This is a genomic window from Enterobacter mori (genome assembly GCF_025244905.1).
Classification (GTDB): domain Bacteria; phylum Pseudomonadota; class Gammaproteobacteria; order Enterobacterales; family Enterobacteriaceae; genus Enterobacter; species Enterobacter mori_A.
Map to the genome: position 1 here is coordinate 4,428,790 of NZ_CP104285.1, position 15,128 is coordinate 4,443,917.

Genomic DNA, 15,128 nt, shown 5'->3' on the forward strand with positions numbered 1-15,128 from the left:
TCAATTGTTACGGGTAACAGTTATCGGTAACATTGTCCTGCCGGGGCAAAAGAGAAGCAATATCCAAACGTGCGCGAAGTGAATAAGTGTGAGCTACTTCAAATTTGTCGGATTAAATAGATCCACCCGGTGACAAGGTGAAACCTAAATCTAACATTTTAGGGGTAACTGCCTCACCACGAATGCGCGCCAGCAGGCGTTCTGCACCAATGCGACCCATGCGTTCACGCGGGGTCAGAACGCTCGCCAGACGCGGCTCCATCACCTGGCCTATGTCGTGGCCGTGGAAACCGGCAATCGCCATATCGTCAGGGATCTTCAGCCCCAAACGCTGGCACTCAAACGCTGCGCCAACCGCAAGGTCATCGTTGGTACAGAAAATACCGTCCAGTTGTGGATACTCGCGTCGCGCCTGACGCATCAGCTCAATACCCGACGTATAGGAGGAGGATTGCTCCACCATCACGCTGTACGGGGTTAAACCGGCGTCGAGCATCGCCTGCTCGTATCCCTTCTGTTTGATGATAGTACGTTCATCCAGACGCGCACCCAGATAGGCAATGTGGCGATGACCGCGCGCGATGATCGCCGCCGTCATCTGACGCGCCGCTTCAAAGTTATCGAACCCAACGGCGATGTCGAGGCACGGCGACTGGCTGTCCATCAGCTCCACCACCGGAATACCGGCCACTTCAATCATTTTCAGCGTGCGGGCGGTATGGGTACGTTCCGTTAAAATCAGGCCGTCGATGTTCCAGGAAAGCATGGATTCAAGACGTTCTTCTTCCAGTTCCGGCTTGTACCCGTAGTGCGCGAGCATGGTCTGATAGCCAAAGGCATCGGTCACGCTTTCAATACCGCGTAACACCTCGGCGAAAACCTGGTTGGTCAGGGAAGGAAGGAGGACACCCACCGCACGGCTGGTCGCATTGGAGAGAATATCGGGTGCGCGGTTGGGGATATAACCCAGTTCATCAAGGGCAGCGGCAATCTTGCCACGTAACGCCACGGAAACCTGTTCCGGGTTACGTAAAAAACGGCTGACCGTCATTTTGGTCACACCGACGCGATCGGCGACATCCTGAAGTACGGGGCGTTTCTTTTTCATCGTCCTGAGAAATCTTGAAGTGAGAGATTTTCTCAGTTTATCACGGACAAAGCTCAACCTTCCCCGTTTAAAGGGAAGGTTGAGTAATTATTTATACCGGCGGCAGGTCAAACAGCAGGATTTCGCTTTCGCTGTCGGCATGCACGGAGAGCGCCTGCTCATCCCAGACGGCCAGACCATCGGCGGTTGTTGCTTTGGTGCCGTTGATGGACACTTCACCTTTCACCACCTGGATCCAGACGCGGCGGTTGGCGGCAATCTGATGCACAGACTGTTCGTCTTTTGCCAGCGCCCAACGGTACAGCTCCATATCCTGATGCACTTTCAGGGAACCTTCACGCGCATCCGGGGACAGCACCAGCTGTTTGCCCTGTTTAGCGTCGAAGCGGCGCTGCTCGTAGCGCGGCGTGATGCCGGTCTCTTCTGGAATGATCCAGATTTGATACAGGTGCAGTTTTTCCGTTTTGCTCGGGTTGTACTCAGAGTGACGCACCCCGGTACCCGCACTCATAATCTGGAACTCACCGGCCGGAACCTGCTCTTCGTTACCCATGCTGTCTTTGTGCGCCACGGCACCTTCGAGCACATAGGTCAGGATTTCCATGTCTTTGTGCGGGTGGGTACCGAAGCCCTGGCCAGCATCAATCACGTCGTCGTTAATCACGCGCAGTGCGGAGAAGCCCATGAAGTTCGGGTCGTAGTAGTCGGCAAACGAGAATGAATGCCATGAGTCCAGCCAGCCATGATTCGCGTGACCACGTTCGTTTGCTTTGCGTAAGTAGATCATTGTTTTCACCCTCAGTTCGTTTCGATGGAGTAAGTGTGGACGCAAACGGTCTGGGATCATAGAGGGTGAAAATTGACTCCTCTGTTCAAAAATTATGAACAAGCGCAGAGGAGCCGTTTTTGCTTATTTCTCGAGGGTTATCGTGGCAGGAGAGGCCTGTTCGAAGGCCCGTTCGAGGATTTCAAGGTTGGTCAGTACGTCAGATTCCTTGACGTAATTCGGCGTGCCGGTGGTGAGGGTTTCATACAGCGCATCATAGACGCGGCCATAGTCACCGGTTTCCGGTTTCAGCTCTTCCGTGATCGTCACGCCCTCGTCGTTCATGTACTCCAGCACGCCTACGGAATCATCCGCTGCAAAGCCCGGTTCGCCCGGCATGATATTGGCCTTCAGGCTGGTCTCCTGCTGGTCGATGCCATACTTGATAAACGAGCCTCGGGTGCCGTGAACGATAAATTTCGGATAGTCGATTTTCACCAGATGGCTGGTTTTGACGATGGCTTTCAGGTCGCCGTAGAACAGCTGTGCTTCAAAGGTATCGTCCGGGTTGGCTTTATTGCGCAGGCTGCGGATGTCGTACGCCACGTGATCCGGGCGGCCAAACAGGGAGATGATCTGGTCCATGGTGTGCACGCCAAGACCATAGAACGAACCGTCCTGCGGCAGGCCGGGTTGGGTTTCCGCCACCGGGCGGTAGTAATCAAAGTGGCTTTCGATTTCCACGATGTCGCCGAGCTTGCCGCTTTCAATCGCTTTTTTCGCTGTCAGGAAGCAGCTGTCAAAGCGACGGTTCTGATACGGCGTAACGGTCAGTCCTTTGCTTTTCGCCAGCGCAAAGAGTTCCTTAGCTTCAGCAATGGTCGGGGTGAACGGTTTTTCCACCAGCACGTTTTTACCCGCTTCAAGCGCGCGTTTCGCGTAGTCGAAATGGCTGTCGGCATGGGTACAGACGATCGCCAGTTTGACCTGCGGATCGTTTAACACCTCATCAAGATCGCTGGTGAAATGAATGTGGGAATAGTGCGGAGATTGCTCTTCCGGCTTTGCGCGCCGACGGTAGATATGGGCTACATGCCAGCTGTCTTTACGGTTGAGAACATACGGAAGATGGTAGCGGGTGGTGCTTTTGCCAAATCCAATAAATGCACAATGCAGCGTCATGGCTCAGTCCTTTTGGAAGGTTACTGAGTGCAACCATAGCGCAAATTTTGTCCTCACCCCAGCCCTCTCCCACGGCGAGAGGGAGAAAAAAGACAAAAAAAAGCCAGCTAAAAGCTGGCTAAAGTAATACTGGAAGCAATGTGAGCAATGTCGTGCTTTCAGGTTCCCGTAGGAGGTCTTCCTGAATGCAGAGCAATAATAATCATTCTCATTCGCACTTGTCCAATACTTTTTGCAAAAAATAGCGGTTGACTCAAATTTTAAAGTCACTGATGTTGGAAGGGACTTTTAACTGACTGAGGAACAAGGAATGAGTGAGATAGTGATACGCCACATCGAACCCAGCGATGCAGAAGCTTTACGTGACATCATGTCGCATCCTGATGTGTATCACGACACGCTACAGCTCCCTCATCCTTCTATGGAAATGTGGCACGAACGCGTTGTGACAAAACCAGGCCGGCGCCATCTTGTTGCCTGTCTGGACCAGCGCGTCATTGGACATATGGCGCTGGACGTGATGGAAAACCCGCGTCGCAGCCATGTTGCCACATTCGGCATTAGCGTGGCTGCGGATATGCAGGGACGCGGCGTAGGCCGCAGGCTCATGAGCGAAATGATCAACCTGTGTGACAACTGGTTACGCATTGAACGTATCGAACTGACGGTCTTTGCCGATAACCCCGCGGCTGTTGCCCTCTATAAAAATTTTGGTTTTGAAATCGAAGGGACCGGCAGGAAATTTGCTCTGCGCAACGGCGAGTATGTGGATGCGTATTATATGGCGCGGATGAAGTAAAACACCCCCTCACCCCGGCCCTCTCCCCATAGGGGCGAGGGGGAAATGACCGCACCGTGCAATTCCCTCTCCCCTATGGGGAGAGGGTTAGGGTGAGGGGAACAATCAATACCCCGCCGTCAAATCATCCACCGAACGCGGGTCCGACGCCCCAAACAGCGCGCCGTCCGGCCCCACCATAATGCTCTGGGTACTACCCATCGCCTCTTTCACCGCCACCTTTTGACCGCGCTGTTCCAGCAGCTTGATGGTGTCCGGGCTAAAGCCCTTTTCCACGCGCAGCTCGTCCGGCAGCCACTGGTGATGGAAACGCGGCGCGTTGGTCGCTTCGGCGACGTTCATCCCAAAGTCGATGCTGTTCACCACCATCTGCAGCACGGTCGTGATAATCCGGCTCCCGCCCGGGCTGCCGGTCACCAGCCAGGTTTTGCCGTCTTTCACCACGATGGTGGGCGACATGGACGACAGCGGGCGCTTCTTCGGCCCGACCGCATTCGCATCGCCGCCGACCAGCCCGTAGACGTTTGGTACGCCCGGTTTAGCAGAGAAGTCATCCATCTCGTTGTTCAGCAGAATGCCGCTGTTGCCCGCCACGATGCCTGTACCAAAGGTGGTATTGAGGGTATAAGTCACCGCCACCGCGTTGCCGTCTTTATCCACCACCGAGAAGTGGGTGGTCTGGTTGCTCTCGTACGGCGCCAGCTTGCCGGGACGGATCTCACTCGACGGCTTAGCCTTGTTGATGTCGATCTCATCGGCAATCGATTTGGCATAGGCCTTGTTGGTCAGCGCCTGCCACGGCACCTTCACGAAGTCCGGATCGCCGAGATATTCCGAGCGGTCAGCGTAGGCGCGTTTTTCCGCTTCCGCCATCACCTGCATAGCGTCCGCGCTGCCGAAGCCGAACTTGTGCATATCGAAGTTCTCAAGAATATTGAGGATCTGCACGATGTGAATGCCGCCGGAGGAAGGTGGTGGCATGGAGAAGACCTCATACCCGCGGTAGGTGCCGCTAATCGGCTCGCGCTCCACCGCCTTGTATTCCGCCAGATCCGCTTTGGTGATAAGCCCCCCGTTCTTTTGCATTTCGTCGGCAATCTGATCGGCAATCGCCCCTTTATAGAAGGCGTCCGGGCCCTGCTCCGCAATCAGCTCCAGGCTTTTGGCGAGGTTCTTCTGCACCAGCTTATCGCCCTTCTTCAGCGGTTCGCCCTCTTTCCAGAAGATCGCCTTGCTGTTTTCGTGTTTGGGAATGACTTCACTGCCGTAGGTTTTGAGATCGTCCGCCAGGGCGTCGTTCACCACAAAGCCGTCGCGCGCCAGTTTGATAGCAGGCTGCACCACTTTGTTCAGCGGCAGCGTGCCGTATTTTTCCAGCGCCAGCGAGAAGCCGGCAACGGTTCCCGGCGTGCCGGAGGCGAGGTGCGAGGTCAGGGATTTCTTGCTGTCCGGGTTGCCCTGTTCGTCAAGGAACATATCGCGGGAGGCCTGATTGGGCGCCATTTCGCGGAAGTCGATGGCGGTGGTTTTCCCGTCTTTGGTGCGCAGCATCATAAACCCGCCGCCGCCGAGGTTACCCGCCTGCGGGTGCGTGACCGCCAGCGCGTACCCTACCGCAACCGCTGCATCCACCGCGTTACCACCCTGTTTGAGAATATCGACGCCCACCTGGGTGGCCAGCGCGTCAACCGAGGCCACCATGCCATGCGTCGCCCGCACGGGATGGAAAACATCTTCCTCCACGCCGTAGGAAACAGGCGGTGCCGCGGGCGGGTTGGCCGCCACGCCAAATGTGCCGCCGGCCATCAGCGCAGCGATCGCTACCCAGCGCAAAAACGTTGGTTTCATCATTATTGTTCTCCAGGTGAAAGGGTCCATACTCCCCGCTTAAGCCTGGTTCACAACTCCTAAAAAATCATCGTCATGGTGAAATCGGGGTAAACTTAAGAGAAACCTCAAAAGGAGGAGATGACGATGAAACGCTTGATGATTCTTACGGCACTGCTTCCCTTTGCCGCGCTCGCACAGCCACTCAATACCATGAACAACCCGAACCAGCCGGGTTACGTCATTCCCAGCCAGCAGCGGATGCAAACGGAGATGATGAGCCAGCAACAGCAGCAGAAAGGGATGCTTAATCAACAATTGAAAACGCAAACCCAAATGCAGCAGCAGAGCCTGCAAAACCAGATGAACGCCAATACCCAGCGCATCCAGCAGGGTCAGGTACGCGAGCAGCCGCTGCCGAATAAAAACGGCGGGATGTTAGGTGGGGGGTCAACCCTGAACAGCGGTCAGCAGCATATGCTGCCGCCGCAGTCGAACGGCAGTATGCTTAATCCGCAGAACTAAAGTTCGGGCCGATGCGGTCAATCGCATCGGTACAAATGCTGTCGACGCCCCAGCGCAGCAGTTCGGCTGCACGCTGGGGCCTGTTGACGGTGTAAACCAGAATATGCAGACCTGCCGCTTTCAACATCTTCACCCGCGCTTCGTCCAGCAGCCTGTGGTTCAGGTGGATAGATACGCAGCCTAAGCGGGTGGTCAGCTCGCGCCAGTCCTCGCGCCACTCGTCCAGCAGCAGCCCGCGCGGCAGTTCCGGTACGGCCGCCTGTGCCGCTTCCAGCGCGTCAATTTCAAACGACGACAGCAGCGGCGCGGTCATCCCTTCCCACAGCTCGCGTGCGGCCAGCGCAATGACTTTACCCGTCAACGGCCCGGAGCCGGTGGTCGGTTTGATTTCAATATTGGCCATCATGCCGTGCTGGCGACAGCGATCGGCCACTTCCGCCAGCAGCGGCAGCGGTTCGCCTTTGAATTCGCCGCTGTACCAGCTTCCGGCGTCTACCTTCAGCAGATCGCGCCACGGCAGTTCACCCGCCACGCCCCAGCCGTTGCTGGTGCGTTCGAGGTTATCGTCATGCAGCAGGAAAATTTCGCCGTCTTTCGACAGCTTGGCGTCGAACTCGATCATCGTGTGACCGTAGCGCGCGCCAACGTCAATCGCCGCCAGCGTATTTTCCGGCGCCAGCTTACCGCCGCCGCGGTGGGCGACGACGTGGGGATAAGGCCAGTTGCTCATACTCGTTGTCCTGTTTCACCGTCAAACAGGTGCAGATGGTTTTCCGGCAGGTGTAGCCACAGCGTGCTGCCAGCTTTAGGGCGCTCCTGATGCGGCAAGCGCACCACCATTTTTTGTTCGCCCCAGCGCCCGTGCGCCAGGTTATCTGCACCCAACATCTCCAGCGTGTCCATCACCAGCGGCACGCCGCCGTCCGCCTGAGAGGTTAAACCGATATGTTCCGGGCGGATACCGAGCGTCATCTTACGCCCGGCGTAGCCACGATAGTACCAGTTGATCGGCAATGCCATCCCGCTTTCCAGCTCAAAGTGCGTGCCCGCGCTGCTGATGCGCCCTTCCAGCAGGTTCATGGCCGGGCTGCCGATAAAGCTCGCCACAAAGCGGGTAGCCGGTTTTTCGTACACCTCCACGGGTGTGCCAATCTGCTCGGCGATACCTTTGTTCATCACCATTACGCGCTGGGCGAGGGTCATGGCTTCGACCTGATCGTGGGTCACGTACAGGGAGGTGGTTTTCAGACGACGGTGCAGCTGCTGTAGCTCAAGCCGCATCTGCACGCGCAGCTTGGCGTCGAGGTTTGACAGCGGCTCGTCGAACAGGAATACCGCCGGATCGCGCACGATGGCGCGGCCCATCGCCACGCGCTGGCGCTGGCCGCCGGAGAGCTCGCGCGGGCGGCGCTTGAGCAGGCCGTCCAGCTCCAGAATGCGGGCCGCCTCTTTGACGCGCTCGTCGATATGACCTTTGCCCATGCCGCGGATTTTCAGCCCCCAGGCCATATTCTCTTCCACGCTCATGTGCGGATAGAGGGCATAGTTCTGGAACACCATCGCGATGCCTCTGTCTTTCGGCTCCATTTCGGTGACGCGCTGGCGATCAATCCAGATATCCCCGGACGTCACGCGCTCCAGCCCCGCCACCATGCGCAGCAGCGTCGATTTGCCGCAGCCGGAAGGGCCGACCATCACGATAAATTCCCCGTCCGCCACGTCGAGCGTCAGCGGCTGAATAACCTGGGTTTTGCCGTCCCAGCTTTTGGTGACTGCCTGAAGTTTTAAACCTGCCATTTTATTTCTCGCTATCGACCAGGCCGCGGACAAACGCGCGCTGCATGGCTAAAACAATGACTACGGGTGGGATAAGGGTGAGCAGCATTGCCGCCATCACCTGGTTCCAGAGGGTGGTGCCTTCGCCGGTGGCGATCATACCTTTGATGCCCGCCACGGCGGTGCCGAGGTTGACGTCCTGAATAATCAGCAGCGGCCAAAGATACTGGTTCCAGCCGTAGATAAAGGTGATCACAAACAGCGCCGCGAGGTTGGTTTTCGACAGCGGCAGCACGATGTCGCGGAAGAAGCGCATCGGCGACGCACCGTCGATGCGCGCCGCTTCAATCAACTCGTCCGGCAGGGTCATAAAGAACTGGCGGAACAGGAAGGTGGCGGTCGCCGAGGCCATCAGCGGCAGGGTCAACCCCGCGTAGCTGTCGAGCATCTTGAGGTTGGCAATCACCTCCACCGTCGGAAAGATACGTACTTCAACCGGCAGCATCAGGGTGATGAAGATCATCCAGAAGAAGAGGTTACGCAACGGAAAGCGGAACCAGACGATGGCGAAGGCCGAGAGCATCGACACCGTGATTTTGCCCACGGTGATGCCAAACGCCATGATAAAGCTGTTAAGCATCATCAGCCAGAACGGCGCGCTGTTAGCGCCCACGCCCTGGGTCCAGATGGTCTTCATGTTCTCGAAGAGGTGCCCGCCTGGGATCAGCGTCATCGGCGTATCGAACACCGCTTTGGTGTCCAGCGTGGCGGCCACAAAGGCCACGTACAGCGGGAACAGGATGATGATAATCCCTAAAATCAGCATGGTGTGGCTGAAAATCGTCAGCCCGCGACGGTTCTCAATCATTGGTAGCGCACCTTACTTTCGACATAGCGGAACTGCACCACCGTGAGGATGATGACGAGGAACATCAGCACCACGGACTGCGCGGCGGAGGCCGAGAGATCCAGCCCTGCAAACCCTTCGCGGTAGATCTTATAGATAAGCGTCGTTGTCGCCTGCACCGGACCACCCGCGGTCGCCGCGTCGATCACCGGGAAAGTGTCGAAGAAGGCGTATACCAGGTTAACCACCAGCAGGAAGAAACTCACCGGGGCGATCAGCGGCAGCGAAAGCTTAAAGAAGCGGCGGATCGGGCCTGCGCCGTCTATGGCGGCGGCCTCCACTAGCGAACGGGGGATGGACTGCAGCGCGGCGAAGAAGAACAGGAAGTTGTAGCTGATCTGCTTCCACACCGAGGCAAACACCACCAGGAACATGGCCTGGCCGCTGTTCTGAGCGTGGTTCCAGTCGTAGCCCAGTTCGGCCAGGAAGTGGGTAATCAACCCACGCCCCGGGTTAAACAGGAAGATCCACAATACGGCGGCGACGGCGGGAGCCACGGCGTAAGGCAGCAGCATCAGCGTTTGATAAATACGGCTGCCGCGCACCACGTAGTCCACCAGCGCGGCGAAGAACAGCGAGGCTAAAAGGCCGCTGACGGTAACCAGCGCGCTGAACTTCATCGTCGTCCAGAAGGAGTCCAGGTAGTAGCTGTCGTGGAACAGCGCGGTGAAGTTGTCCAGCCCGACAAACTGGCTGGAGAGCCCGAACGGATCGACGCTTTGTACCGAGTACCACAGCGCTTCGCCCGCAGGCCAGATAAAGAAAATAACGGTGATGACCAGCTGCGGCGCGACCAGCAGGTACGGCAGCCAGCGGGAACGAAACACCGGACGGGATGAGGACATTGAGATTAGATTCCTGAACAATGCCGGGTGGCGGTTTTGGTTTTCTCCCTCTCCCCGTGGGAGAGGGTTGGGGTGAGGGCATCAGGCCGCATTAACCCGAAGGCCCGGTAAGCGCAGCGCCACCGGGCATTTTTTTACGATTTCGTCGACTGCTCAAAGCGGCGCAGTAGCTGATTCCCGCGCTCTACCGCAGCGTCCAGCGCCTGCTGTGGCGTTTTCTTCCCGGTCCACACGCTTTCCAGCTCTTCATCCACGATAGTGCGGATCTGCGGCATGTTGCCCAGACGCAGGCCTTTGGTGAACGGCAACGGCGGCTTGTTCAGCATCTGGCGCGTGGCGATATCCGCCCCCGGGTTCTTGCTGTAGAAGCCCTGCTCGCGGGTCAGGTCATACGCGGCTTTGGTGATCGGCAGGTAGCCGGTCTTCTGGTGCCATTCGGCGGCATTTTCCGGCTTCGCCAGGAAGTCGAGGAACTCGGCTACACCTTTGTAGGTGCCCTTGTCTTTGCCCTGCATCACCCACAGGCTCGCGCCGCCGATGATGGCGTTCTGCGGCGCGCCCTTCACGTCGGCGTCGTACGGCATCATGCCCACGCCGTAGTTAAATTTGGCGTAGTGACGGATATCCGCCAGCGAGCCGGACGAGGCGGTGGTAATGGCGCAGTCGCCGTTGTAGAACTTCTCGGTGGATTCGTCTTTACGCCCGAAGTAGCTGAAGTCACCCTTCTTGTTCAGATCGGCAAGCAGCGCGATGTGCTTCACCTGCTCCGGCTTGTTGAACTCCAGTACCGCATCGGTGCCGTCGAAACCGTTGTTTTTGGTCGCAACCGGCAGGCCGTGCCAGGCGCTGAAGTTTTCAATCTGGATCCAGCCCTGCCAGCCGCTGGCGTAGCCACACTTCATCCCCGCCGCTTTCAGCTTCGCGGTGTACTCCGCCAGGTCCTGCCAGGTTTTAGGCGGCTGCTCCGGGTCTAAACCGGCTTTTTTGAAGGCGTCTTTGTTGTAGTACAGCACCGGCGTGGAGCTGTTAAACGGCTGCGACAGCAGATGGCCGGTTTTGGAATCGGTGTAATAACCAGAAACGGTCGGCACGAACTGGGATTCGTCGAAGTTGATGCCTGCGTCTTTGAACACTTCGTAGACCGGTTTGATAGCTTTAGAGGCCATCATGGTCGCGGTACCCACTTCATAAACCTGTAACAAGGCGGGCGCGTTGCCGGTACGGAAGGCGGCGATGCCCGCGCTCAGGCTCTGCTCGTAGTTGCCTTTGTACACCGGCACAATTTTGTAATCCGGGTGGGTGTCGTTGAAACGCTGCGCCAGGGAGTCAACCTCTTTACCCAACTCCCCTTCCATGGAATGCCAGAACGGAATGGTGGTCACAGCCATTGCGTTCGTCGCAAAAGCCAGACCGATTGCCAGACCCAAAGCTGTGTGTCGTAACGATGTCATTGTCATCTCTCTTATTGTGCCGGATGCGCGATATCACGCGTTTTATGCTCGCGAGGTAACATGACATGCTCGAATGACAGAAAAATAACTGTTTGTTTACAGATAAGTGACAGCCAGGCGTCAGGGGGATGATGGTTGTGTGAAGGGTGTTAGAGGGTTGGGTGCGGTCTGGTGCCCTCACCCCGGCCCTCTCCCACAGGGAGAGGGAGAAAACACTAAAAAAGGCAACTTGCGTTGCCTTTTTGCTTTTACCTATCCGCCTAAATACGCGCTCCGCACCGCCTCGTTTGCCAGCAGCGCGTCGCCGGTATCCTCCAGCACCACGCGGCCGTTCTCCAGCACGTAACCGCGATCCGCGAGCTTCAGCGCCTGGTTGGCGTTCTGCTCGACGAGGAAGATGGTCATCCCCTCTTTACGCAGCTGTTCAATAGTGTCGAAAATCTGCTGGATGATGATCGGCGCAAGACCGAGCGATGGTTCATCCAGCAGCAGCAGACGCGGCTGGCTCATTAGCGCGCGGCCAATCGCCAGCATTTGCTGCTCACCGCCGGACATGGTGCCCGCACGCTGGATGCGGCGCTCCAACAGGCGCGGGAAGAGTTCGTACACCCACTTGATGCGGGTCTGGTATTCATCGCGGTGAGCGAAGAACCCGCCCATCGCCAGGTTCTCTTCCACCGTCATGCGGGAAAACACGCGACGCCCTTCCGGGACAATCGCCACCGCTTCACGCATGATTTTGGCGGTCTGCCAGTCGGTAATGTCTTTACCATCGAACACAATCCGCCCGCTGGTGGCGCGCGGGTCGCCGCACAGGGTACCGAGCAGCGTGGTTTTACCCGCCCCGTTGGCCCCGATCAGGGTGACGATTTCGCCCTGATTGATGTGCAGGCTGACGTCGTGCAGCGCCTGGATCTTGCCGTAGTGCGCGTTGACCTTGTCGAACGTTAACATCGCTTTTTCCATCTTATGCCTCACCAAGGTATGCGCGGATCACGTCCGGGTTGTTGCGGATCTCTTCCGGCGTGCCGTTCGCCAGCGGTGTGCCCTGGTTTACCACGTAGATACGGTCCGAAATGCCCATCACCAGCTTCATGTCATGCTCAATCAGCAGAATGGTGGTGTCGTGATGATCGCGCAGCTCGGCAATCAGCTCGTCCAGCTCTTTGGTCTCTTTCGGGTTGAGGCCTGCCGCCGGTTCGTCGAGCATCAGGATTTCCGGCTGCGTCACCATGCAGCGCACAATCTCAAGGCGACGCTGATCGCCGTAGGCCAGGTTGCTCGCCTGACGGTTGGCGTGCTGCAGCAGGCCGATGCGGTCGAGCCAGGTGGCGGCGCGGTCAAGCGCTTCATCCTGCGCGCGGCGGAAGGCCGGGGTTTTCAGCAGACCGGAGAACAGCCCGGTTTTGAGCTGCTGATGCTGTGCCACCAGCAGGTTCTCAATCACCGTCATCTCGCGGAACAGACGCACGTGCTGGAAGGTACGCACCACGCCCATGCGGGCAATCTGCTGGCCCGGCAACCCTTCCAGGTGCTGGTCGCGCAGCATGATGGTGCCGCCCGTCGGCTTGTAGAAGCCGGTCAGGCAGTTAAACACGGTGGTTTTCCCCGCGCCGTTCGGACCAATCAGGGAGACAATCTCTTTCTTGTGCAGATCCAGATTCACGTTGTTGACCGCCAGCAGGCCGCCAAAACGCATCATCAGACCGTTAACGGATAATAATGGCTGACTCATGCCTGCTCTCCTTTCGCTTCCACATTCTTAAGCTTCAGCTGTGGACGCGTCATCGGCAGCAGACCCTGCGGACGCCAGATCATCATCAGCACCATCAAACCACCCAGCATCAGCATGCTGTATTCGTTAAAGTCGCGCATCAGCTCGCGCGAGACCACCAGCAGGATGGCCGCCAGGATAACGGCGAACTGCGAGCCCATCCCGCCGAGCACCACAATCGCCAGCACGAAGGCGGATTCGGCAAAGGTGAAGGATTCCGGGCTGACGAAGCCCTGACGCGCGGCAAACAGCGTTCCAGCGAAACCGGCAAACGCGGCGCTGATGGTGAACGCGGTCAGCTTGATGCGGGTCGGGTTCAGGCCCAGGGAGCGGCAGGCGATTTCATCTTCGCGCAGCGCTTCCCACGCGCGGCCCAGCGGCATGCGCAGCAGGCGGTTGATCACGAACAGGGTAATCACCACCAGCAGCAGCGCCACCAGATAGAGCCAGATCACGCGGTCGGACGGGTCGTACTTGATGCCAAAGAAGTTGCTGAAGGTGTCCCAGCCACCTTCACGGGCGGTACGGCTGAACTCCAGGCCGAAGAAGGTCGGTTTCGGGATCTGGCTGATGCCGTTCGGGCCGCCGGTCACTTCGGTGTTGTTGAGCAGCAGGATACGGACGATTTCGCCGAAGCCCAGGGTCACAATCGCCAGGTAGTCACCGCGCAGGCGCAGCACCGGGAAGCCGAGCAGGAAGCCCGCGGCGGCAGAGACCAGCCCCGCCAGCGGCAGGCAGGTCCAGAAGCCGAGGCCATAATAGTGGTTCAGCAGCGCAAAAGTGTAGGCACCGATGGCGTAGAAGCCGCCGTAGCCCAGCACCAGCAGGCCGGAGAGCCCCACCACCACGTTCAGACCGAGACCCAGAATCACGTAGATCATGGTCAGGGTGGCGATATCCACGGTCCCGCGCGATACCACAAACGGCCAGGCTACGGCAGCGACCAGCAGCGCCACGAGGAACAGCTTCTGCTTCACGGTCGTACCGTCGATAGCGGGCAGCACAAATTTCGGCCCGGAGACGTTTTTCAGCGTCTTCTGGAAGACCGGACGCAGCAGCTGGAACAGGAACACCACGGCGGTGCCGATAAAGACCCACTGCCAGCGAATATCAGCGGCGGTATCCACCACCAGCTTAGTACCGTCCAGCTCTAACTGGACGCCCATAAAGACGCCCGCCAGCACGAAGAACATGGCGGCAGAGAGCAGCGCCATTGCAAAATGCATCGGTTTCATACTTTCTCTACCTCCGGACGACCCAGAATACCGGTAGGCATCACCAGCAGAACCAGAATCAGCAGGGCAAACGACACCACGTCTTTATATTCTGTGCTCAGGTACGCCGAGGAAAGCGCTTCCGCCACGCCCAGGATCAGGCCGCCGATCATCGCGCCCGGAATACTGCCGATACCGCCCAGCACCGCTGCGGTGAAGGCTTTCATCCCGGCCATAAAGCCGATGTACGGGTTAATTACGCCGTAGAACTGGCCGAGCAGCACGCCTGCCACCGCCGCCATCGCTGCGCCGATCACGAAGGTCAGGGCAATCACGCGGTCGGTGTTGATGCCAAGCAGGCTTGCCATCTTCAGGTCTTCCGCGCAGGCGCGGCAGGCGCGTCCCATCCGGGAGTAGCGGATGAAAATGGTCAGGGCGAGCATCGCCAGGAAGGTCACAATCCAGATAACCAGCTGCATGGTGGTGATAGAGGCAGAGAAGTTTTCGCTGGCTCCCACAATCCACTGGCCGTTAAACAGGCTTGGCAGCGCCACGTCGCGCGAGCCTTCGGTCAGGCTGACGTAGTTTTGCAGGAAGATGGACATCCCGATGGCGGAGATCAGCGCAATCAGACGTTTGGAGCTGCGCACGGGCCGGTAGGCCACGCGTTCGATGCTCCAGCCGTAGGCGCTGGCAATCACAATCGCGCCGACAAACCCGGCGGCGACCAGCAGCCAGCTGCTGTCGATGCCCATCATCATCAGCGCGGCAATGATCATAAAGGAGACGTAGCTACCGATCATGTACACCTCGCCGTGGGCGAAGTTGATCATGCCGATAATGCCGTAAACCATCGTGTAGCCGATGGCGATCAGCGCGTAGGTGCTTCCCAGCGTGACGCCGTTAAACATCTGCTGCAGGAAATAGAGAAACTGCTCGGACATATGCAAACCT

Annotated in this window: 15 protein-coding genes; 2 read left to right on the forward strand and 13 right to left on the reverse strand. The window is 58.0% G+C overall.

The window, feature by feature from the left end; translation table 11 throughout:
* Positions 1-112 precede the first annotated feature (112 nt).
* The 3 genes from gntR to N2K86_RS21015 all read right to left on the reverse strand — a co-directional run bounded on the left by gntR (position 113) and on the right by N2K86_RS21015 (position 3,056).
* Positions 113-1,108 carry a gluconate operon transcriptional repressor GntR gene (gene gntR / locus N2K86_RS21005; protein ID WP_089598541.1) on the reverse strand — a complete coding sequence of 332 codons (996 nt, stop codon included), beginning with the start codon at positions 1,106-1,108 and terminating at the stop codon, positions 113-115.
* A 91-nt stretch (positions 1,109-1,199) separates the two neighbouring features.
* The gene (locus N2K86_RS21010; RefSeq protein WP_221552040.1) at positions 1,200-1,895 is read right to left on the reverse strand and encodes a pirin family protein; all 696 of its coding nucleotides are present in this window, start codon (positions 1,893-1,895) and stop codon (positions 1,200-1,202) included.
* Between the two features lie 123 nt (positions 1,896-2,018).
* Positions 2,019-3,056 carry an oxidoreductase gene (locus N2K86_RS21015; RefSeq protein ID WP_260659839.1) on the reverse strand — a complete coding sequence of 346 codons (1,038 nt, stop codon included), beginning with the start codon at positions 3,054-3,056 and terminating at the stop codon, positions 2,019-2,021.
* Between the two features lie 310 nt (positions 3,057-3,366).
* Here N2K86_RS21015 and yhhY point away from each other — a divergent pair, with 310 nt between their 5' ends.
* Positions 3,367-3,855, forward strand: coding sequence for an N-acetyltransferase (gene yhhY / locus N2K86_RS21020; protein WP_260659840.1), 489 nt, complete (start codon positions 3,367-3,369; stop codon positions 3,853-3,855).
* Between the two features lie 105 nt (positions 3,856-3,960).
* Here the strand turns inward: yhhY and ggt are convergent, their stop codons facing one another.
* Positions 3,961-5,706 (reverse strand): gamma-glutamyltransferase, encoded by a 1,746-nt coding sequence (ggt, locus tag N2K86_RS21025; protein WP_260659841.1) that lies wholly within the window; start codon positions 5,704-5,706, stop codon positions 3,961-3,963.
* Between the two features lie 123 nt (positions 5,707-5,829).
* On the opposite strand from ggt, the gene N2K86_RS21030 reads away from it, so the two are divergent.
* Complete coding sequence (locus tag N2K86_RS21030) at positions 5,830-6,207, forward strand: DUF2756 family protein (protein WP_260659842.1); 378 nt, start codon at positions 5,830-5,832, stop codon at positions 6,205-6,207.
* Here N2K86_RS21030 and ugpQ read toward each other — a convergent pair.
* The 9 genes from ugpQ to livH all read right to left on the reverse strand — a co-directional run bounded on the left by ugpQ (position 6,191) and on the right by livH (position 15,118).
* A complete protein-coding gene (gene ugpQ, locus N2K86_RS21035; protein ID WP_260659843.1) occupies positions 6,191-6,937 on the reverse strand; it encodes a glycerophosphodiester phosphodiesterase in 747 nt (248 codons plus the stop codon). The two genes, N2K86_RS21030 and ugpQ, sit on opposite strands and share 17 nt — an antisense overlap.
* Positions 6,934-8,004, reverse strand: coding sequence for a sn-glycerol-3-phosphate import ATP-binding protein UgpC (locus tag N2K86_RS21040; RefSeq protein WP_047360482.1), 1,071 nt, complete (start codon positions 8,002-8,004; stop codon positions 6,934-6,936). Before N2K86_RS21040 ends, ugpQ begins: the two co-directional genes overlap by 4 nt.
* Position 8,005: 1 nt before the next feature.
* Positions 8,006-8,851, reverse strand: a complete 846-nt coding sequence (ugpE, locus tag N2K86_RS21045) for a sn-glycerol-3-phosphate ABC transporter permease UgpE (protein ID WP_260659844.1) — start codon at positions 8,849-8,851, stop codon at positions 8,006-8,008.
* Positions 8,848-9,735 carry a sn-glycerol-3-phosphate ABC transporter permease UgpA gene (gene ugpA / locus N2K86_RS21050; RefSeq protein ID WP_260659845.1) on the reverse strand — a complete coding sequence of 296 codons (888 nt, stop codon included), beginning with the start codon at positions 9,733-9,735 and terminating at the stop codon, positions 8,848-8,850. The genes ugpE and ugpA overlap by 4 nt, the downstream gene beginning before the upstream one ends.
* Before the next feature lie 134 nt (positions 9,736-9,869).
* Positions 9,870-11,186, reverse strand: coding sequence for a sn-glycerol-3-phosphate ABC transporter substrate-binding protein UgpB (gene ugpB, locus N2K86_RS21055; RefSeq protein WP_260659846.1), 1,317 nt, complete (start codon positions 11,184-11,186; stop codon positions 9,870-9,872).
* Between the two features lie 252 nt (positions 11,187-11,438).
* A complete protein-coding gene (gene livF / locus N2K86_RS21060; RefSeq protein WP_260659847.1) occupies positions 11,439-12,152 on the reverse strand; it encodes a high-affinity branched-chain amino acid ABC transporter ATP-binding protein LivF in 714 nt (237 codons plus the stop codon).
* A 1-nt stretch (position 12,153) separates the two neighbouring features.
* Entirely contained in the window at positions 12,154-12,921 is a 768-nt protein-coding gene (livG, locus tag N2K86_RS21065) for a high-affinity branched-chain amino acid ABC transporter ATP-binding protein LivG (RefSeq protein WP_008500101.1), read from the reverse strand.
* Positions 12,918-14,195 (reverse strand): branched chain amino acid ABC transporter permease LivM, encoded by a 1,278-nt coding sequence (livM, locus tag N2K86_RS21070; RefSeq protein ID WP_260659848.1) that lies wholly within the window; start codon positions 14,193-14,195, stop codon positions 12,918-12,920. The genes livG and livM overlap by 4 nt, the downstream gene beginning before the upstream one ends.
* Positions 14,192-15,118 carry a high-affinity branched-chain amino acid ABC transporter permease LivH gene (livH, locus tag N2K86_RS21075; protein ID WP_040078237.1) on the reverse strand — a complete coding sequence of 309 codons (927 nt, stop codon included), beginning with the start codon at positions 15,116-15,118 and terminating at the stop codon, positions 14,192-14,194. Before livH ends, livM begins: the two co-directional genes overlap by 4 nt.
* Positions 15,119-15,128: the final 10 nt, after the last annotated feature.